Genomic DNA, 18531 nt, shown 5'->3' with positions numbered 1-18531 from the left:
CACGCAGCAATCTCTCGAGATAGCCGCCCAACATCATGGATTCCGCTGGCGGTCGGCCGGTCGGAGCCATCTGTTCGGCCGGTAGCGGCTGCCGAGTGCCGGGGTGGCAATCGAGCAGCGCATCTCGCGGGAACGCGCCGCACTCAACGACCGTTCACACACAGTCACCCTCCCTCGAAGTTGCAGGACTCGGTAACGCTCAGCGAACCCGGCGAGTAACCGAGCGGGATAGGGCACAACGGGCCGACCGGCGGTGACCTTTGTCTTGCGTGAGAGTGTCGGGGCCATCGCGCAGTAAGGCGGCGCTGATCCGGTGTCGCGCTCAGGGCAACTGGAGGATGTGCCGACGGATCTATCGAAGACGTCGCTATATGTCGACCGCGCCCCGCGCGGTCGACATTCGAAGTGACGGTCAGCGATCGACTTCAGCGATAGAGGGCGTCGATGCCGGCGGCTAGATTGTCGATGACTATCTTGCGGCGCAGTTTCATGCTCGGTGTGAGATCGCCTGCCTCGACAGACAGTTCGTGATCGATGATGTCGAATTTCTTGATCTGTTCCCAGCGATTGAGTTGGGTGTTCAGATGGTCGACGTAGCCGGCGATCATGTCGTGGGTCTTCTCGTCCCGCGCGATGTCGGCGAGCGGTTTGTCCGCCAGGCCGTGCTTGCCGGCCCATTCGGTGATGCTCTGGGCGTCCAGGCCGACCAGCGCGACGCAATAGGGCCGGGTCTCTCCGTAGACGATGAATTCCGCCGCGTACGGGCATAATCCCTTGAATGTGGCGGCAATCGCGGAGGGCGCGACGTACTTGCCCTGCGAGGTCTTGAACAAGTCCTTCTTGCGGTCGGTGATATGCAGGAAGCCGTCTGCGTCGATCTCGCCGATGTCGCCGGTGCGGAACCAGCCGTACGCGTCGAAAGTCTCGGTGGTGGCGTCGGGGCGGTCATGATAGCCGCTCATCACACCCGGGCTTCTGAGCAGAATCTCGCCGTCCTCGGCGATCTTCACCTCCGTGCCGGGGAACGGCTTGCCCACCGTTCCGAACCGGTATGCCTCCGGGCGGTTGATGAACGAGGCGGCCGCGGTCTCGGTCAGGCCGTAACCTTCGAGCACGATGATGCCGATCGCGTCGAACCATTGCGCGACATCGCGATCCAAGGGGGCCGCTGCCGAAACGAAGTACCGTAGCCGACCACCGAAGCGTGCACGGACCTTGGAAAGCACCAGCTTGTCGGCGACTTTGTGCTGCAGTGAAATCAGCGACGACGGTTCCTTGCCGGCCTGTCTCGCGCGCGAGACTTTCAAGCCGACGCCGACGGCCCAGTCGAAGAGCTTCTTCTTGATCCCGCCTTCTTCGGCCACTATGCCCTCGATACGGGCATGCGCCTTCTCGAAGATGCGCGGGGCGGCCGCCACGATGGTGGGGTGCAGGATCGTGAGGTTGTCCACTATCTTCTCCACCCGGCCGTCGATCGCCGTGGGATAGCCGATCAGCGGTGACAGCGCGAGCATCACTTTGCCGAACGCGTGGGACAGCGGCAGCCACAAGAAGTTCAGATCGTCGGGGCCCAGAACATGCAGCGCGTCGATTGCTGCGGCGCTGTAGGTCCATGCCGAATGCGGCAGCCTTACCCCCTTCGGGGTGCCGGTCGTCCCAGAGGTGTACATGATGCTGCCCAGGTGCTCGGGCCGGATGCCGCGGATGCGGTCGGCCACCGCGTCGGGCGATTCGGCGAGCAGTGCGCGTCCGCGCTCTTCGAGGTCGTAGAGAGTGATCACCCAGTTTCCGTCGCCCTCGCCGTCGAAGATCACCACCTGTCGTACGTCGGGCAACTCGGCGCGGTGCTCGATCAGTTTGTCCACTTGGGCCTGATCCTCGGCGACGACGACACGGCTGCCCGAGTTGGCGACGATGAACGCGACGCCGGGGGCGTTGGTGGTGGGGTACACGGTGGTGGTGGCCGCACCGGCGCACATCACGGCGAAGTCGGCGAGCACCCATTCGTACCGCGTGGACGACACGAGGGCGACCCGGTCCTCGGCTTGGATTCCCAATGCGATCAGCCCTGCGGCGAGGATGTCGACGCGGTCACCGAACTGCTTCCAGGACACGCTGGCCCAGCGCTCGCTGTCAGGGAATCGGAATGCCTCCGCGTCCGGAGTCGCGGTGATGCGGTCGACAAGCATCTGGGCAACCGAGGATGCCCGGTGCTCGATCTTGCTGAGATCGGGAAGTTCCTCGGATTCCCGGAGGAACGTCATCACTTCATTCTACGGAGTCTTCGGCCGATCGATGAGGCGCTCGGACGAGAAAAACATGCGTACCAGAAAGCCCGGCATGATTCTGGAATCGGTCCGGACGGCGAGAGCGGCGCTACGTCCTCTATCGACCTTTTCGGAATGCTTGGCCTGCATTTCCCTTACGTGGGAGTACAGGCGTCTCCGGATCTTCGTGTTCGTGGGCCTCGAGTTCGAGATCGAAGTGCACGGTGGCGCCCTCGTATCGGAGCGCGTCATTCCACCCCTGTTCGGTGATGATCGCGAGCATGAGGGTGTTCTCCGCGAGTATTTCGGCGGTCAGATGTGCCACTCCCTGCAAGTAGGCGGCCGTGCCCAGTCGCCGTACGAGCAATGTGCCGATGCCGTGTTTCTGGTCATGCGCGTTGACCGCCAGTGCCATCTCCGCAGTGATGTGTCCAGCGGTGGTGTCGGTGACGACGTAATTGGCGACTCCGACCAGGTCGTCACCTTCGAAAGCGCCGAGCGCGAGGTGGGTGGAGTCGTGTCGGCACAGTTGTTCCGCGAACTCGTCCATGTGCTTCGGAGCGGCAGTGAAGAACCGCAGGTAGGCATCGCGCGCCGACATCTGCTCGTGCAGCGACGCGACCGCGTCCCGGTCGTCGGGCGTCAATGCGCGGACGGTAATCCCGGAGATCAGCGGGGCAGACGGTGCCGGTACGGTACCGGCGGTGGGTGCGATCGTATCCGCGCCGAGGCCCACCGGGGCCATTCGCGGCGGACAGATCATGACGGGGCACCGGCTGCGGTGGAACAAGTACGAACCGAGACCGGGTACTTCCGCAAGAGACGCGCGACCATCGGTTCCGGTGACCACCAGTTGCGCACCCGTCGTGCGTTCGCTCAACAACCGATATGGGATGTCGGCAAGGGTGGACACGGTGATGTCGGGGAAGGCGTCGCGTGCCACGGCCAGGTGGGCGTCGAGAGCGTGCCGGTTCGTCGAAGGGACCGGAGCGGCCGTTTCGTGTTGCTCCGGTTGGACGTTGACGGCGATGACCGATGCACCGAACAGATGGGCGTAGCCGAACGCGGCGAGCGCGGCGTCGGCGCCGTCGTCGTCCACGGCGAGAAGCACGGGGCGCTGGTCTGGAAGTTGGCCGCGCTCTCCCCGCCAGACGGTTACCGGGCAAGTGGCGTGATCGGTAACCATCGTTACGGCCGTCGGCACGTCGAGCTTCGCCACGTCGGGATGACCGAGGACTATCATCCGGGCGTCCTCTCCAACTGTGGCCAACGCCTGCGCAGCCGGTCCGTGGATCAACTCACCACTGATCTCGAGGTCGGGGTGATCGCGGCGCAGGACCGCGACCGTGTCGTCGACAACGGCTGTCGCGCCAGGTTCCGTCCCAGCCGCCGCTTCGGGTCCGGTCGCTGGGATGTCAGCCGAGACGTCAGGAGTGGCGGTGGCGATGTAGACGACCCGCAGGGTGCAGTGCAGCCGTTCGGCGAGGCGGGCGGACCACAGGGCGGCGTCGCGCCCGATCGGCGGTCGGTCGACGGTCACCACGATCGGGCGATGCCCGTGTGTGGTCATGCGGTTACTCCCGTCGTGAGAGCTGACCATCTTCCGCGAATCCGCCGACTGGCCGCCGGCCGCCGAGTAAGACCGTCCGCGCGCATCACATCGACGTGATCCGGGCGGGACTGAACGAGTTCCCGATGGCCGTGTGCCCCGTCGGTCGGCGATGCATCGCCGACCCCGCCGAGGGCGTGAGACAGCAGCGTAGGTGCCCAACGCCGGCCAAGGCGGCGATGGCGGGGGCGGCGTTGGGCACTTTATCCCGGCTATGGTCGGCAGACCCTCCGCAGGCCTCGACTGACGCTGACCCGCAGCAGCGGTCGGCATGCGCTGTGTCGGCCGGCCGGTGTGCCTAGGCCATCCCGGGTTCCGCAGCGGTCAGCTGTGTCCGTTCCCGGTCTTCTTGATTTCGATGTGCTTCTCCGGGGTCTCCGACTCGGACACCGGCACGGTCACCGTCAAGATCCCGTCGGTGTAGGACGCGTCGATGTCGTCTTCCTTCGCACCGACCGGTAGCGGAATCGACCGATAGAAACTGCCGTAGTGAAATTCCGAGCGGGTGCCTTCTTCCTTCCGTTCCGTGCGTTCGGCCTTGATCGTCAACTGTCCTTCCCGGACGCTGATGTCGACGTCTTTGGCCGGGTCCACCCCGGGCAGCTCGGCCCGCAACGTGTACCGGCCCTTCTCGAGATTCTCCTCGACTCGAATCATGTGGCCCTCGAGCGAGGTCCAGGGGGGCCTTGACTCCAACCTGGCCATCAGATCGGACCAATCGGGCAGTGCGGGCCAGGTCGGTAGCAATGCATGGCGAGAGGAAAGGATGCTCATAGCGCGACTCCAGCCAAGAGAGTGGTTGATGACTCTTCGATTCCACGCGGCGCCCGCACCGAGCAGTAGGGCCTACGGTCCTTCCTCCGAGGACTCCGGTCCCTGAACAGGAATCTCGCTTCGAAGAGATGAGATCATGTGGCGGGATCAGGCAACTTCGTCGCCTTACCGGGTAAAGAGTAGCTCATGCGGCCGCGGGGTCGGCGCGAGAAGTGCTTCTGTAGAGCGTCGGCCGCCACAACTGCGGGTATAGCGGACAGTGCGACCAGCGCGCCGGTTCCGGTCGGGCCGGACTGGTCGAGCAGGTGGGCGAGCGGTGGTATGTACAGGAATGCGGCGAGCATGCTGATCTCGGCGACGACGGCCGACAGCAGCAGCCGATTGGTGCTCAGCGGTATCCGCCACACCGGCCGGATCGTGCTGCGGCAGGCGAAAGCGTTCGCCACCTGCCCGAAGACGATCTCGGTGAAGGCAGCGCCGGAGCTCGCCGCCAACACGGGCCCGGTAGGGAAGGATTCGCCTGGTCGCCAGCCGGCGGCCAGGAACGAGACGACGAACACCGCCAGACCGATCGCCGCCTCCACCGGGCCCAGGACGCCGAACGCCCGGGCGAACAGCTTGCGGTCGAGCAGATGGCCGCGCGCCGGCGGCCGTTCGAGCACGTGCGGTGCCGGCGGTTCGGCGCCGAGCGCCAGTGCGGGCAGCACATCGGTGCCGATGTCGAGGGCCAGCACCTGCAGCACACCGATGGCGAGCGGGAATGTGCCACCGGACAATGCCCAGGCCACGAACGGAGCCAGTTCGGCGACGTTGTCGGTGAGATGGTAGGTGAGGAACCGGCGGATGTTGGCGAACGTGGCTCTTCCCTGTTCGACGGCGGCCACGATGGTGCCGAAGTCGTCGTCGAGCAACACCAGATCCGACGCCTCACGCGCCACATCGGTTCCGGACTTGCCCATGGCGACGCCGATGGCGGCTTCGCGTAGCGCGGGTGCGTCGTTGACGCCGTCACCGGTCATCGCGACGACGTGACCGCGCGCCTGCAGGGCTCGCGCGATGCGGAGTTTGTCCTCCGGTGTCACCCGTGCGACGACGGCAGCGTCCCGGTCCAGCAACTCCCCCAACTCCGCTGGTGCACTGGGCAGCTCGTGACCGGTGTACACCGGGGTTCCAAGGCCGCCCAGACCAACCTCACGGGCGATCGCGCGGGCAGTCTCCGGATGGTCGCCGGTGATCATGACGACCTGGATGCCGGCGCGGCGGCATGCGGCCAGCGCGGCGGCCGCTCCCCGGCGCGGCGGATCCTCCAATGCGACCAGCCCCAGCAGAGTCAGTTCGGCTTCCGCCTCGTCCGCCGTCGTGGGCAGGGGGCCGGTTAGCTGCCGGGCAGCCACCGCGATCACCCGCAACCCGCGCCCGGCCAGCCGGTGCAGCGCGTCGGTCGCCCGCGGTTGCGGCATGCAGCGGGAGAAGATCGCATCAGGTGCGCCTTTGACGAGTACGCGGTCGTCGACGACGACCGACATTCGTCGTCGCCGCGCGTCGAACGGGAATCGGGCGCGTTCGGGACGCGTACCGGCGTCCTCGTCGATACCGGCTCGACGGGCGAGGACGTCCAATGCCGCCTCCATCGGATCGCCCTGCGCGACCCACTCCCCATCTCGGTGCGCCGCTCGCCCCGAGGAGCAGCGGCGGGCGGCCCGAGCCAGCTCCCGCAGCGAAGCCAGCCCGTCCGTCGGCGTGCAGGTCACCTCGCCGGTCGGTTCGTAGCCGTCTCCGGAGATCGTCGCCGCCCCGCCCGGCATCCAGACCTCGACCACCGACATCTCGTTCTGGGTGAGGGTTCCGGTCTTGTCGGTGCAGATCAGCGTGGTGGAGCCGAGCGTCTCCACCGCCTCGAGATGACGAACCAGCGCATGTCGTTCGGCCATCCGCTGCGCTCCCATGGCCAACGACAGCGTGACGGTCGGCAGCAGCCCGCAGGGCACGACGGCCACGGTGACGCCGACGGCGAACAGGAACCCGTCGGAGGCGGGGGTACCGACCAGCAGCGCCAGCGAGAAGAAGACGACACCCACGACGATCGCGACGGCGGCGATGATCCGCGAGATCCGATCTAGTTCCCGCCGCAGTGGCGTGAGCGCCGGTCGCTGCGCCTGGGTGAGTTTCGCGATACCGGCCAGCCGGGTCCGCTCCCCGATCGCCACCACAATTGCCTGGGCTTCGCCTTCGACGATGAAACAGCCCGCGTACACCCCATCGCCCGTGCCGGGATGTTCAGGCACGCTTTCACCGGTGAGCGCCGAGGTGTCCACTGCCAGCGCATGTGCCCGATCCAGGCGCAGGTCCGCCGAGACGCGGTCGCCCTCGGCGAGCAAGACCACGTCGTCGGTGACGAGCTGATCGGCGGGCACCTGAACGACGGCCGCGTCGCGCACCACGGTCACTTTGCGAGGCAGCAGGTTGCGCAACCGCTCGGCGGCATGCTCGGCCCGCTGCTCTTGCACAAATGCGAAAAGCCCGTTCAGCACCACCACGACGAACACCGCGATGCCCAGCTGCGGCATCCCGGCTACGAATGCCAGCGCGCCGGCCACCCAGAACAGCAGGGCGAAGAAATGCACCATCTCACCCGCGAACCGCCGCCAAGCCGGAGTCGCGCGCCGCACGGGCAGCGCATTGAGACCCTCCAGCTCCTGTCGGCGGGCCACTTCGGCGGCGGTCAGGCCGTGCCGTCCGGTAACCAGGTCGACGGCGCTCATGCCCGTGCCTTGCCGGCGCGCGGCTCCGACAAGACCGCGATCGCGGCCGTGCCTGTCGTTCGCTCGCTCGCTCATGAGCACACCCACTGGGTGATCATCTACGCACCGATCCTGCGATGGGTCTTCCGGTGACGGTGATCGGGATGGCGGCGCGTCCACCAGACCGCGATCAGGAGCGCGACCACACACAACGCCGCGGCGACCACAATGCCGACGACTACGACCGCGATCACTTCACCGGCAGCCATACCTGTTACATCCTTCGTGCCGCGACAGCGTCGACCACCAGCGCGTGTGGCGGTCCTCCGATCCGAGTCTGCCCCACCCCGCGTGCCGTCGCGCGGGGCAAAAGCAGGAGAACACCAGGACCTTTGCCCCTTCGGCGTCTGGCGTGAGACAGCGTCTCGGCAGCGTCGAATCCGGCGCCCATGGCGCCCTCTTCGCATTTCCGCCCAGCCGACGCGAGACCCATATTCTGGCGTACCCGGATGACCTCGGGCTGATAGCCGCCGGCATGTCCGGCTCGACCGGGTCGCGTTCTCGGCCACGACTGGTGACAGATGACTCTCGTCCCGCCCGAATAGTGCTGTTCGGCCGTATCCCGATCGGTGTACGGCGCGCACAGTGAAAGAACCGAACACCCGAAGTGAAGGAGAGACTGCGGTGATGTTCTGGTACGGCAACGGAATGACCGGATGGGGATATGGCCTGATGGCCATCAGCATGGTGATCTTCTGGGTCCTGGTCATCGTCGGCATCGTGGCACTGGTCCGCTACACCGCGGCCCCCTCGCAGGGGCAGCGCACGGTGCCATATGGCCCCACTCCGCAGCAGGTGCTCGCCGACCGTTACGCCCGTGGCGAGATCGACGACGAGGAATACACCCGGCGATTGAAAACCCTCAACAGCGCCACATCCACCTGAGGCGTACCGGCATGGTTCGAAGGCAGCAGGCGATGGCCACTCGCGAATCCCACATGTCCCAATCGGACCTGTTCTCCTGGAACATGGAACGTGATCCGGCGCTACGGTCGACAATCGTCTCGGTCCTGATTCTCGACACCGATCCGAACTGGGAACGTTTGGTGGACACGATCGATCGCGGCACCCGCATCGTGCCGAGGTTGCGGCATCGGCTGGCCACCGTGCCGTTCGGTCTCGCCCCGCCGCGGTGGGTACTCGATTCGGATTTCGACCTGTCCTGGCACCTGCGCCGTTCCGCGTTGCCGGCACCGGCGGACCTCTCCGCGGTGCTCGAGTTCGCCCGAACCGAAGCGATGACCGCGTTCGACCCGGCCCGGCCACTCTGGCGCTCGACGTTGCTCAGCGGCTTGGACGGCGCGGGATGCGCGCTGGTGATGACGGTGCATCACAGCCTCACCGATGGCATCGGTGGTATTCAGATCGCCACAGCGCTGCTCGATTTCGATCGGACGGGCACCGATCGCGGCCATCCGCCCGAGCCGCCGCAGGACCGTGACGGCGCGTTCCGCGACATCCTGGCGTGGAACTGGTCGGTCGGCTCGGATCTTCTTCGCGGCGGTGTGCGGGTCACGCCGCGGACCGCGTGGCGGGCTGTCACTCATCCCGCCCGGGCGGCGCGCGATGGTGCCGCGCTGGCGACCTCGTTGATTCGCTTGGCCCAGCCCGTCACCGCGACGCTGTCGCCGGTGATGACCGAGCGCAGCCTCCGTCGCCGGCTGGCAGTACTGGACGCTCCCGTCGAGCAGCTACGCCGTGCCGCGCGGGTGGTCGGCTGCACCATGAACGATGCGTTCCTGACCGCGTTGGTCATCGGGCTACGTATGTATCACGATCGGCACGGGGCGAGAGTCGACCAGCTGCGGGTGACCATGCCGATCAGCCTTCGCACAGCCGATGATCCGCTCGGCGGCAATCGGATCACTCTCGCTCGTTTCGCGTTGCCGGCCGACATCCCGGACACCGCGGACTTGATGCGCGCCGTGGACGCCGCGGTCGCCGGTTGGCGGCGCGAGCCGGCGATACCGCTGTCCGGCGCCGTCGCCGCGGCGTTCAACCGGCTGCCTGCCGGACTGCTCACCGAGATGCTCAAACATATCGACTTCCTCGCGTCCAACGTCCCGGGTTCCCCGGTGCCGCTCTATATCGCCGGGGCGCGGATCGACCGGATGTACGCCTTCGGTCCCACCATCGGCACGGCCGTCAACGTCACCCTGACCTCGCATGCCGGAACCTGCTACGTCGCGATCAACGCCGATACCGCCGCGATCCCCGACATCGCGATCTTGACCGACTGCCTCGCCGCCGGTTTCACCACCGTGCTTCGTCTCGGCGCCGAGGGCGCAGCAGAGGACGGCGCCGACCTCCCCGCCGAAGCACCTCGCTCGACACCCGTGTGATCGGTTGTGCACGGACCGCGGCGGTCGCACTCTTCCACCTGGCCGTTCTGACCAGTGTGACAGGAGTGCGGACCGGAGCGATCTGGTTCGAGGTCTGGCGGCCCCGCCGTCTCCGCCGAGGTGAGTGCCGCCGCCGCGGTCACACGGAAGCCCGTGGATGCCCGGGCACAAGGATGCGCACGAGGAACGTCCCGGTCGTCACCGCCACTACCGCGGCCATCACAACGCCTCCCAGTGCTCCGATCACGGCCGTGACCGTCGTCGACTGCCCTGCCCGCCACAACGGGGTCGTGACCGTGGTGAAGGCGGCCAGCCCCGCGATCCAGCCGACCGCGTTGCCCCAGATCCACAGCACTGCACGATCCGACCAGCGCCGTAACACATACCACTGCGCGACGCCGATCGCGAACACCATCACAAGCGCCCCCGCGGCGACCGCCGGCACCTGGACAGCGGCCGGCCAATTGCCCAATCGCTCTCCGTAGAGTACCGGCACCAGCCCCACGGTCCACGCGGCGAGCGCACCGGCCACCGTGGCCATGCCCAGTCGCGGGTTGAGAATTCGTGCAACCACCAGCGCAGTACGCGACTCTGGAAAATGGCGAGCACGCCGCCTTCGATCGCGGCCGCGATCAGCAGTGCGGCCGCGATCACCCCAGGCGCCGAGTCGACGGTCAGCGCACCCGCCGCAGCCGGTGCGGCGAAGCCGAGAGTTTCACCAGCGGTGACCGCGACGAGCCAGCGACGACTCAGCTCCCGGCGCGACGGCGTCGTCTTCTCCGCACCTACATCGATCACCACGTACGGATCATCCACGTCGATCCGGTGCCGTGGATGCGCGTTCTGGTACACCGCGTCCGCCTTTTCGTGTTCCAGCGATCCCGGCGCCACAACGTGTCCTATACCTGTCAACCAGACACCGTTGATCCGGATCGACGCCGGATGCGGTGACCGGAAGTTCCGCCACCATGTCTTCGTGGCGGCGTTCGCCACTCGGACGACTACGCTGTCGCCCACCCGCACATACGACACCGGCAGGGCGATATGCCGCCCGGATGCTCGCCCTCGGTACCGCAACTCGCCGATCGTCTGCTGTAACCCGACCGGCAGCCGCAATGCCGTCAACAGCGCCGATGCGCCCAGTCCTGGTCTCTCGTACCTGGTGGTCGTCACAAATACCTCCCCGGCGCACCGGCTTTTGAATTCCCTACCTCGATTCTTTGCGCCGCACGCGCGCTCCCACAGAAGCGAAAGTCACCATCCGGCGGCCGTTCCGTGATCTCCGCAAGACCCTGGAAGAGGACGTTGGTCCCGCGTGCCGAAGGTAGGACGCCTCTCCCGGATCCGCGCGCACCCCGTCAGGCTGGGCACATGTCCTCGGGAAAGTCCGGTTCGCCGTCCAACATCCTCGCATCCGTGAGGTGATACCGATGTACGCACGCGACGTACTCAGCAGGCCCGTGGTGACGGTGCGGCCGGAGACACCGCTGCGCGAGGCGACCGCGCTGCTGACCGCACATGGTTTCGCCGCGCTGCCGGTCGTCGACGAGCAGGGCCGGGTGATCGGCATGCTCTCCGAATCCGACGCGCTGGGAGTCGGTCCCAGCATGGCGAGCGCCACCGTCGAAGCGGTGATGTCGGTCCCGGCCGAGGTGATCACGCCCGGCACCGATACCTCGACGATCGCTTCCCGCCTGCTCGCCGGACATCTGCGGTCGATGCCGGTCGTCGAGGCCGGCCTGCTCGTCGGGATCGTGTCCCGTCGCGACCTGCTGCGCGCTCTGATCAGTGACGACGCCACCCTCGAGGCGAAGATCCGAGTGCTACTGGACGAATACGCCGGCAGCCGTCGGCAGTGGTCCATCGACGTGGCCGAGGGAGCGGTCACCATTCGCGGCATCTTCGCCGACCCGAGCGAACAACACGTTATCGCCGCCCTCGCCGACACCGTCGACGGTGTACACGACGTCGAGGTGATAGACGACGCGAGGATCGCGCCCGACCGCTGAACGGCCGCGCTACGGCCAGATCCTCCGGAAGGCGCGGCCCCAGCCTCCGCTCATCATCGCCGCGAGGTGGCCGACCGACTCGACCGGCGCTGCCCACCTTCGCCTTGCCCGGCGCCGGGGTTGCGGACAGCCTTCGGCCAGCTGCCAGCTGCCTGCTGCCTGCTGCACCGTCACCGAACAGGCACCGTCTCCACCGAGCGGTCCCGTAGGCCGTCCGCCAGAGCGAGCCCGACCCGCCAACGGCAGCCCGCCGCCGACGATCGCGTTGCCGCCGAAGAAGCAGCGGCCATCCCCAATAGTGACCTCCGTCGTCTCCTGGCGAGGACGGTCGGTGCCCCCATGTCGGAAGCTTCGTCCTGTGCAGCGCAAACCTGCCCCACGACACGTCCTACCGCGGAACAGACGGTGACCATGGTCCGTCGGCCCGGGCATGAGGCCTCCCACCGAGCGCGAAGCGTTCGAGGAGGCTTCTCGACATGAACCAGAAAAGCCCCGCATCGCGATCGTCTACGCGACCGAACAGGGTTCGACCCGCGACATCGCCGAGTTCATCAGCGACGAACTGGCGGGCCGCGACGCGACAGTCGAACTCGCCGATATCGACCATGCCCCCGACTTGTCCCGTTTCGACACACTCGTACTGGGCAGCGCCGTGCACAATATGGACTTTCTGCCCGCTGCCACGGACTACGTACGCAACCACCGTGACGAGCTCTCCCGCCGCGACGTCTGGCTCTTCAGTGTGGGACTCGGCCCCGCCCTGCGCGGGCCGATCGGCCGCCTCGCCGGCCGGATCGTACCGAAGAAGATCGCTACCCTGCGCGATTCCATCGCGGCACACGACTACCGCGCGTTCGCAGGACGTTACGAACGCACGGGCATCTCCCTGCGCGCCCGTATCCTCTACCGGCTTATGGGCGGCGGCCACTACGGGGACTTGCGTGACTGGGCGGCGATCCGCGCGTGGACGGACACCATCGCCCAGAGTCTGCGGCTGCCGCAGCCCCGCTCCACGACGATCCACCCGTGACGGCTCACCCATGAGCTATCACCGCGATCCCCTGGCACCAGCGGTTCACACCACACGAGTGGCTGCGTGCCATTGCTGACGGACTCGCCACCGAGGACCGGGCATTCGCACACCCGTGCGCTGCGCGCCTGGCTGCACACGGTCCGTGACCGCATCGGTATCAACGAGGCGGCCCACCTGAGCGCTCAATTGCCCGAACTGCTGCGTGGCATCTTCTATGAGGGCTGGGTTCCCGCCGACGTCCCGGTCACCGCACGACGTGCCCTCATTCCTCGCCCAGTTCGCCCAGGAGGCGGGTGTTTCGCGGGACGAGGCGGCAGCGCTCGCCGGTGCGGTCACCGACACGCTCGCCGGCTTGTCTCCGCGGGACAGCTCGACCACGTCTTCGCGCTGCTGCCGGAGGATCTGCGGCGCATCCTGCTCGGCAGCGAACTCGCAGGCACGTTGGAAGCGGACCTCATCACCCAGCCGGAGCCATCTCGCATCGACGAAATCGACAACCGGCTGCGCGCACTGTCCGACGCTGTCGGGGTGCTCGTCCGAGGGTTGGAGAAGCAGGCCGGCGGTCAATCGCACAAGGCGGCGCGGGTATCCGCCGCCCAGCAGGCACAACGGATCCTCGTCGCCCAAGGATTGACCGATTCGAGGCCACCCACCGCTGATCGGCCCAGTCATCGCAAAGGTGTCTCGTGACCATCCGAAACACAGCGCGGTTCATACCACCCTCACTGTCACCACCAGTCGGCTCGAACCAGCGGCGACGACGCGCACAAGGGCCTCGACACGGCCCACACAGCAACATCGACCATCGACGACATCCTGGCCTGGACCTCGGAATGGTATGTGAGGGAGGAGACCCTGCGCGCCGCGAACCTGGCAATCACCGGCTACCACCAGAGACTGCCGCTGACCACGGTGTTCGGCACCGGCACCTTGTCGTCCTCGGACGGACAGCGGCTCCCCACGCGCGGCAAGTCCACCACTGCTCGCGCGGTGAATCACTTCATCGCAGAAGAAGGGCCTGTCGACCTATACCCACGTCACCGACCAGCACAACCTACGGCATCAAGGTGATCGTCACCACCCGCCGCGAAGCCCATTACGTTCTGGTGAAATCTTGTGCAACGCAACGGATGTGCCGATCACTGAGCACGCGACCGACACGCATGGGGTCACTCTGGTGAATTTCGCGCTGTTCGATTTGCTCGGGATGCAGCTGTCCCCACGCATCCGGGACCTGGGCAAGATCACCTTGTACCGGCCGGCGCCGCGCACCGACTACCGGCGCAAGATCTCGCGCCAGCTCAACAAGGGCGAATCCATCTACGCCCTCGAACGCGGCCTCATCTACACCCAGGAAGGCGCCCTCCGGGCCCGTCACCTCGAAGCCCAGACCGAACCAGCCTGGTGTTCGACCTTGGCCACGAACGCGGTAATTGTCTGGACCACAGAGTATTACGGGCTGGCGGTGGATCAGATGCGCCGTCACGGCCGCCGCATCTACGCCGATGTGCTGGCCCACATCTCGCCCGCGCACAGCGAGAACATCAACTTCTCCGGTGCGATCGAGGTCGATATCGACGCCGAGCTTGCCCAGCTCGGCCCGACCGGCTACCGCCCGCTGAGGTCCGCGACGCGCTCTTCTGACCTCGAGATCCTGCGACCGCGGCCTCGTATTTTGTGGCCCGATGCCGGGACATGACTTCCACATCCGTCATCCAGTGGCGCATATCACAGATGCCATTAGATTACACGACATATATGTCGTGTAATCTAATGGCATGAGCACTCCAACCCTGGTTTTCATCCCCTGCTTCTCCGGCGCACCCTGGGATCTCGAGCAACTCACCCCGTTGGCCGGCCACCCCTTGCGGACCATGCGGCTGCCGGAGGGTGTGGACGATATCGAGCGCTATGCCGATGCAGTGGCCGAGCAGGTCGCCGATCTCAAGGACTACGTACTGGTCGGTGACTCTTTCGGCGCCAACATCGCACTGGCGGTCGCGGTCCGGCGCCCTGCCGGCCTGCGGGCGCTGGTGCTGTCGGGTGGTTTCGCCGCAAATCCGATCTCATCGGCGCCCTGGCGGGCCGCCATGCGGTTGATGGGGAAGATGCGTGGCGGAATCTACCGTCAGGCGGTGCTTCGCGCCCATGCCCACCGCCTGGCCTCCCCACATGACGGAGAAGGCCAGGTGCCGTGGTCGGAAGCCGATAGCCGTCGGCTCTTTCTGGACAACACCCCGGCCGCGTCGTTCGGCGCTCGTGTGGTCGCGGCGTTGAATGCCGACTACACCGGCCGGTTGCGCGACATCACGGTGCCCACGCTGATTCTCACGCCCTCCCATGATGTGCTGATTGGCGAAGATGCCGCCACGGTACTGCGCGAAGGTATCCCCGATGCCCGGGAGATCGTCTTGGACCGCACCGGCCACATGTTCCGCTTCTCGCACCCGCACACCTATGCCCGTGCGGTCGGAGACTTTCTGATGGATGCGATCGGCGCGAAGGAGACGATCTGATGCGCAGGGCCGAGGAACTGCGTTACCTGATCCTGGCCGCTCAACGAGAGGGCAACCGGATGCTGGGTCAGGCGTTGCGACCGCTCGGCCTGACCCCTTCCCAAGCCGAGGTCGTCCGGGTCCTACACGAGCGGCAGCCGCTGACCCTCAACGGTCTCGGTGATCTGCTGGTCTGCGAAAGCGGGAACAGTCCCAGCCGCTTGGTCGACCGGCTTGCCACCGCCGGCATCGTCCGACGGCAACCCTCCGAATACGACCGCCGCCACATCGAACTGTCACTTACCGTCGAAGGCGCCCGCTTGGCGGCGCTGATCACCGAGATCGAAGAACACCTGTACGAGAGCATCGACCACGCCAGCGACCGATACGACACAGACCAGATCACGGGGTTCCTATGGTCATTTGTCGGTAGCACCCCCGCCGGCCAAGCCCTGGCCCGCCGGGCCACAACCTCACCGAAAGCTCACCCCGACACGTAAACCAGCGAGTATCGTAAACGATCGTTCACGAGACACTCTCGGCCGCAGCAAGTATCCGCAGGCCGGATCTGTAACGGTTGCCGTGCACGCGCCAACGTCAACCTGTCGGGGGTTCGGAATACACTGCGCGCCATGCGAATCGGCTACGGGCGGGTCTCCACCTGCGACCAGCACCCCAAGCCCAGCACGACGCGCTCGCTGCGGCCGGGTGCGAACAGATCTTCATCGCAAAGCCTCCGGCAAACTGGCCTCCCGGCCGGAGCTGAGCAAAGCCGTGCTGGTTGCCAACCGGCCCAAAGATCAACTGGTGGTCACCAAGCTCGACCGGCTCGGACGCTCCCTCGAGCACCTCATCGAGCGGCCGGCCTGCTGCACGCGCTGGTCACCGCCGCAGTCACCCCTGAATTCGCCGCCCCTACCAGGGCCTACCCCTTCACGGCTCCCGAGGGCGATCTCTGAGGTGCTATCCCGTACCGTGCTGCGGCTGCGGCTGCGGCTGCGGCTGCGGCTGCGGCTGCGGCTGCGGCTGCGGCTGCGGCTGCGGCGAAATTACGTGGACCGACTGTGGCCCACAACGTTCCGCGACCGTGATCGCTAGCGCGATTCCGGGCAACGCCACAGCGGCCCGGGCGTCGCTGGATTGTGGAACCGGCGGCCGGGCCGCGAGTCGAACCCCGGCGCGCACGCCCGCCGCGGATGCTGCTTCGGGAAACTTCATCGGTGCGGTTCAGCCGCCTCCTCGATTCGCGGTTCCCGACCGCGTTCTACCGCCTTCGGCAGATACTCGAGCCAGTCGACTCGGGCGAACAGGACGACGGCGGCGAGAAGCGCGACCTGAATTGCTATTCCGAAAGGTGAAGTGAGCGCATCGAGGAATGTGTCGCTGAGTTCTTGCTCTGCGACGGTGGTCGCCGCGACATAGAACGAATAGCTGACGAGTCTGCCCGCGATGTGCGCGAGGGTTATCGGGAGCAATCGCACGCCCATCAGGCCGGCCGCTTCGAACATCTGCGCGGACGGCAACGGTGACACCACGAATACGGCGAGTCCGGTGAGGGAACACGCGGTGTGGCTGGTGACGTACCGGGTGGCGGCCTCGAGAGAGGCCTTGCGGCGGTCGCCGAGGTGGTCGCGGATGCGGTTTGTGGCGACTGCCAGCAGGTAGCGACCGGCTCCGGAGGAGAAGGCGCCGAGGATGACCACGGCGACCGGCTCCAGGTGCCAGTTCAACCCGAGGAGCGCCACAACCAGCGCGCCGGGCGGACCGAATGCGGGCATGAGGTTCACCGCGAAAATCACCGCGATGAATGCCAGGTAGTACAGCGCCGGGTTCATGGTGCTCCGGTTCCGTCCGGCGCTTGCGAATCAGCCGTCATCGCACCTTCTCTGCCGTGTGTGTCCGCGCTTATCGAGTCCATCAGGCGTATGCGGACCAGGCCAGAGAACAAGGTCACCTGACGTCGCCGCCGTTCGACTCCGCGCGAGCCTGAATCGGCCGAGCTAGCGTGGCCATTGCCCGCCCGAGTCCCGCGCGGCCAGCCACGTTGTCATCGCGTCGAGCGCGAGTCGGAATCCGTTGAGCTGAGCGCGATTGAGATATCCGTGCCAGGAATGCGGTACAACCGTGTACGACACCGGGACACCGGCGGCGGCGAGTTCGGCGGCGAAGCGATCTCCCGAGGCGCGAATAGTGTCATGGTCGGCGTCGAGCATCAGAGCGGGCGGCAAGCCGCTCAGGTCGCGGCCGCCGGGGAACGCGCCGCTGGTCAACAGGTCCTCGTTGCCGACGTAATCGAGGTTCATCCGGTGGACGGCGGGCGGGGACAACTTCCGGTATCCGGCCAGCCCGCGCACGGCCACGCGCACCGACTCCGGCAGCGGCGGCAGCTCGGCGTGAAAGATGCCGTAGCACAGCAGCAGTCCGGCCACACCGGGAAGCCGCTGCGCGGCCGTGACGGCGAGGCAGGCGCCCGCGCTTGCGCCGCCGACCACGATCGCGCCACATTCGGACGCCAGCGCGCGCCCCGCGTCGACCACGTCGTCCAGCCCGGCGGGATAGTGGTTGACCGTGGAGGAGCGGCTCCAGGGCAGGCGGGGCGCGAGCCGGTAGTCGACCGTCCGCACCCTGCGCCCGGATTCCGCCAATCGCAGTGCGACGAGGTGGGATTCGACCTGATCCAAGTTTCCCCACACGAAGCCGCCGCCGTGCAGCCACAGCACGGCTGCGGCACCCGCACGCGGGTGTTGCGGGAAATAGTCTCGGACGGGTATCTCCCCCTGCTTGCCTCGAAGTGTCAGATCGCGGGTACGGACCCGCCTTCCATCTCTGTCGGCCCGCATGGGCGACGAATCGTGACGTTCCATCATGGCGGCCCTGCCTGGCGAGAACACTTCAGCCGGCAGCTTACTCACTCCCGATCCGGTTTTCGCCCGGCACGGGTGCGCCGTCAGTGGCGTTGGTCGCCGGTTTCCTCGACCGAATGCTCTTTTCGACCATCCCGTTCCGGGAATAGTAATGGGGGCATGGACTCGTTCAATCCCACCACCAAGACCCAGGCGGCGCTGACTGCCGCTCTGCAGGCGGCCTCCGCCGCGGGCAACCCGGAGATTCGTCCGGCGCACTTGCTGGTGGCGTTGCTGGACCAGACCGACGGCATCGCCGCGCCCTTGCTGAAGGCCGTCGGAACGGATCCGGCGACCG

19 protein-coding genes and 1 pseudogene are annotated in these 18531 nt (G+C 66.6%); 11 read left to right on the top strand and 9 right to left on the bottom strand.

Annotated features, from left to right (window positions below; all coding sequences use genetic code 11):
* Positions 1-425: 425 nt before the first annotated feature.
* The 5 genes from GVY64_RS30840 to GVY64_RS30820 all read right to left on the bottom strand — a co-directional run bounded on the left by GVY64_RS30840 (position 426) and on the right by GVY64_RS30820 (position 7660).
* Positions 426-2264: an AMP-dependent synthetase/ligase gene (locus tag GVY64_RS30840; RefSeq protein ID WP_159849215.1), complete on the bottom strand. Its 1839-nt coding sequence runs from the start codon at positions 2262-2264 to the stop codon at positions 426-428.
* 121 nt (positions 2265-2385) lie between these two features.
* On the bottom strand, positions 2386-3837 hold the full coding sequence (locus GVY64_RS30835; protein ID WP_159849213.1) for a GNAT family N-acetyltransferase: 1452 nt from the start codon (positions 3835-3837) through the stop codon (positions 2386-2388).
* Positions 3838-4200: 363 nt separating this feature from the next.
* Positions 4201-4650, bottom strand: a complete 450-nt coding sequence (locus GVY64_RS30830; protein WP_159849211.1) for an Hsp20/alpha crystallin family protein — start codon at positions 4648-4650, stop codon at positions 4201-4203.
* 134 nt (positions 4651-4784) lie between these two features.
* A complete protein-coding gene (locus tag GVY64_RS30825) occupies positions 4785-7412 on the bottom strand; it encodes a cation-translocating P-type ATPase (RefSeq protein WP_159849209.1) in 2628 nt (875 codons plus the stop codon).
* Positions 7413-7510: 98 nt separating this feature from the next.
* A complete protein-coding gene (locus tag GVY64_RS30820; protein ID WP_159849207.1) occupies positions 7511-7660 on the bottom strand; it encodes a hypothetical protein in 150 nt (49 codons plus the stop codon).
* Positions 7661-8078: 418 nt separating this feature from the next.
* On the opposite strand from GVY64_RS30820, the gene GVY64_RS30815 reads away from it, so the two are divergent.
* Together GVY64_RS30815 and GVY64_RS30810 are read left to right on the top strand one after the other, a co-directional pair.
* Complete coding sequence (locus GVY64_RS30815; protein WP_442939653.1) at positions 8079-8336, top strand: SHOCT domain-containing protein; 258 nt, start codon at positions 8079-8081, stop codon at positions 8334-8336.
* Positions 8337-8389: 53 nt separating this feature from the next.
* On the top strand, positions 8390-9793 hold the full coding sequence (locus GVY64_RS30810; protein WP_159849203.1) for a wax ester/triacylglycerol synthase domain-containing protein: 1404 nt from the start codon (positions 8390-8392) through the stop codon (positions 9791-9793).
* A 139-nt stretch (positions 9794-9932) separates the two neighbouring features.
* Here GVY64_RS30810 and GVY64_RS30805 read toward each other — a convergent pair whose 3' ends face one another.
* Positions 9933-10208 carry a hypothetical protein gene (locus GVY64_RS30805; protein WP_159849201.1) on the bottom strand — a complete coding sequence of 92 codons (276 nt, stop codon included), beginning with the start codon at positions 10206-10208 and terminating at the stop codon, positions 9933-9935.
* A complete protein-coding gene (locus GVY64_RS30800) occupies positions 10208-10966 on the bottom strand; it encodes a hypothetical protein (protein WP_159849199.1) in 759 nt (252 codons plus the stop codon). Before GVY64_RS30800 ends, GVY64_RS30805 begins: the two co-directional genes overlap by 1 nt.
* 257 nt (positions 10967-11223) lie before the next feature.
* On the opposite strand from GVY64_RS30800, the gene GVY64_RS30795 reads away from it, so the two are divergent.
* The 8 genes and pseudogenes from GVY64_RS30795 to GVY64_RS38935 all read left to right on the top strand — a co-directional run bounded on the left by GVY64_RS30795 (position 11224) and on the right by GVY64_RS38935 (position 16428).
* On the top strand, positions 11224-11802 hold the full coding sequence (locus tag GVY64_RS30795; RefSeq protein ID WP_159849197.1) for a CBS domain-containing protein: 579 nt from the start codon (positions 11224-11226) through the stop codon (positions 11800-11802).
* Between the two features lie 430 nt (positions 11803-12232).
* A complete protein-coding gene (locus GVY64_RS30790) occupies positions 12233-12832 on the top strand; it encodes a flavodoxin domain-containing protein (protein ID WP_159849195.1) in 600 nt (199 codons plus the stop codon).
* A 66-nt stretch (positions 12833-12898) separates the two neighbouring features.
* Positions 12899-13525, top strand: coding sequence for a DUF2267 domain-containing protein (locus GVY64_RS30785; protein WP_159849193.1), 627 nt, complete (start codon positions 12899-12901; stop codon positions 13523-13525).
* Between the two features lie 150 nt (positions 13526-13675).
* Positions 13676-14054, top strand: a pseudogene (locus GVY64_RS39235) (Tn3 family transposase); the annotation flags it as partial.
* Positions 14043-14534 (top strand): transposase, encoded by a 492-nt coding sequence (locus GVY64_RS38155; RefSeq protein ID WP_236567396.1) that lies wholly within the window; start codon positions 14043-14045, stop codon positions 14532-14534. The pseudogene GVY64_RS39235 and the gene GVY64_RS38155, both read left to right, overlap by 12 nt.
* Before the next feature lie 79 nt (positions 14535-14613).
* The gene (locus GVY64_RS30775; protein WP_159849191.1) at positions 14614-15351 is read left to right on the top strand and encodes an alpha/beta fold hydrolase; all 738 of its coding nucleotides are present in this window, start codon (positions 14614-14616) and stop codon (positions 15349-15351) included.
* Positions 15351-15830: a MarR family winged helix-turn-helix transcriptional regulator gene (locus GVY64_RS30770; protein ID WP_159849189.1), complete on the top strand. Its 480-nt coding sequence runs from the start codon at positions 15351-15353 to the stop codon at positions 15828-15830. Before GVY64_RS30775 ends, GVY64_RS30770 begins: the two co-directional genes overlap by 1 nt.
* A gap of 208 nt (positions 15831-16038) precedes the next feature.
* Positions 16039-16428, top strand: a complete 390-nt coding sequence (locus GVY64_RS38935) for a recombinase family protein (protein WP_328821032.1) — start codon at positions 16039-16041, stop codon at positions 16426-16428.
* A 116-nt stretch (positions 16429-16544) separates the two neighbouring features.
* On the opposite strand, the gene GVY64_RS30760 is transcribed toward GVY64_RS38935, so the two are convergent.
* Positions 16545-17165: a hypothetical protein gene (locus tag GVY64_RS30760; protein ID WP_159849187.1), complete on the bottom strand. Its 621-nt coding sequence runs from the start codon at positions 17163-17165 to the stop codon at positions 16545-16547.
* A gap of 165 nt (positions 17166-17330) precedes the next feature.
* Positions 17331-18050, bottom strand: a complete 720-nt coding sequence (locus GVY64_RS30755; protein WP_159849185.1) for an alpha/beta hydrolase — start codon at positions 18048-18050, stop codon at positions 17331-17333.
* A 303-nt stretch (positions 18051-18353) separates the two neighbouring features.
* On the opposite strand from GVY64_RS30755, the gene GVY64_RS30750 reads away from it, so the two are divergent.
* Positions 18354-18531, top strand: a 178-nt coding sequence (locus tag GVY64_RS30750) for a Clp protease N-terminal domain-containing protein (protein ID WP_159846037.1), incomplete at its 3' end; no start/stop codon positions are given.

This window comes from Nocardia sp. CY41 (genome assembly GCF_009829325.1).
GTDB lineage: Bacteria > Actinomycetota > Actinomycetes > Mycobacteriales > Mycobacteriaceae > Nocardia.
Note: the sequence above shows the minus strand (reverse complement) of the source record. Positions and strands in the feature narration are given on the sequence as shown.

What these genes read in the sequence shown, in the direction of transcription:
- GVY64_RS30805 (WP_159849201.1), bottom strand. Translation starts at nt 10,208, where the DNA reads ATGGTGTTCGCGATCGGCGTCGCGCAGTGGTATGTGTTACGGCGCTGG.
- GVY64_RS30830 (WP_159849211.1), bottom strand. Translation starts at nt 4,650, where the DNA reads ATGAGCATCCTTTCCTCTCGCCATGCATTGCTACCGACCTGGCCCGCA.
- GVY64_RS30820 (WP_159849207.1), bottom strand. Translation starts at nt 7,660, where the DNA reads ATGGCTGCCGGTGAAGTGATCGCGGTCGTAGTCGTCGGCATTGTGGTC.
- GVY64_RS30825 (WP_159849209.1), bottom strand. Translation starts at nt 7,412, where the DNA reads ATGAGCGCCGTCGACCTGGTTACCGGACGGCACGGCCTGACCGCCGCC.
- GVY64_RS30775 (WP_159849191.1), top strand. Translation starts at nt 14,614, where the DNA reads ATGAGCACTCCAACCCTGGTTTTCATCCCCTGCTTCTCCGGCGCACCC.
- GVY64_RS30795 (WP_159849197.1), top strand. Translation starts at nt 11,224, where the DNA reads ATGTACGCACGCGACGTACTCAGCAGGCCCGTGGTGACGGTGCGGCCG.
- GVY64_RS30790 (WP_159849195.1), top strand. Translation starts at nt 12,233, where the DNA reads ATGAGGCCTCCCACCGAGCGCGAAGCGTTCGAGGAGGCTTCTCGACAT.
- GVY64_RS30815 (WP_442939653.1), top strand. Translation starts at nt 8,079, where the DNA reads ATGTTCTGGTACGGCAACGGAATGACCGGATGGGGATATGGCCTGATG.
- GVY64_RS30840 (WP_159849215.1), bottom strand. Translation starts at nt 2,264, where the DNA reads ATGACGTTCCTCCGGGAATCCGAGGAACTTCCCGATCTCAGCAAGATC.
- GVY64_RS38155 (WP_236567396.1), top strand. Translation starts at nt 14,043, where the DNA reads ATGCAGCTGTCCCCACGCATCCGGGACCTGGGCAAGATCACCTTGTAC.
- GVY64_RS30770 (WP_159849189.1), top strand. Translation starts at nt 15,351, where the DNA reads ATGCGCAGGGCCGAGGAACTGCGTTACCTGATCCTGGCCGCTCAACGA.
- GVY64_RS30810 (WP_159849203.1), top strand. Translation starts at nt 8,390, where the DNA reads ATGTCCCAATCGGACCTGTTCTCCTGGAACATGGAACGTGATCCGGCG.
- GVY64_RS30835 (WP_159849213.1), bottom strand. Translation starts at nt 3,837, where the DNA reads ATGACCACACACGGGCATCGCCCGATCGTGGTGACCGTCGACCGACCG.
- GVY64_RS30760 (WP_159849187.1), bottom strand. Translation starts at nt 17,165, where the DNA reads ATGAACCCGGCGCTGTACTACCTGGCATTCATCGCGGTGATTTTCGCG.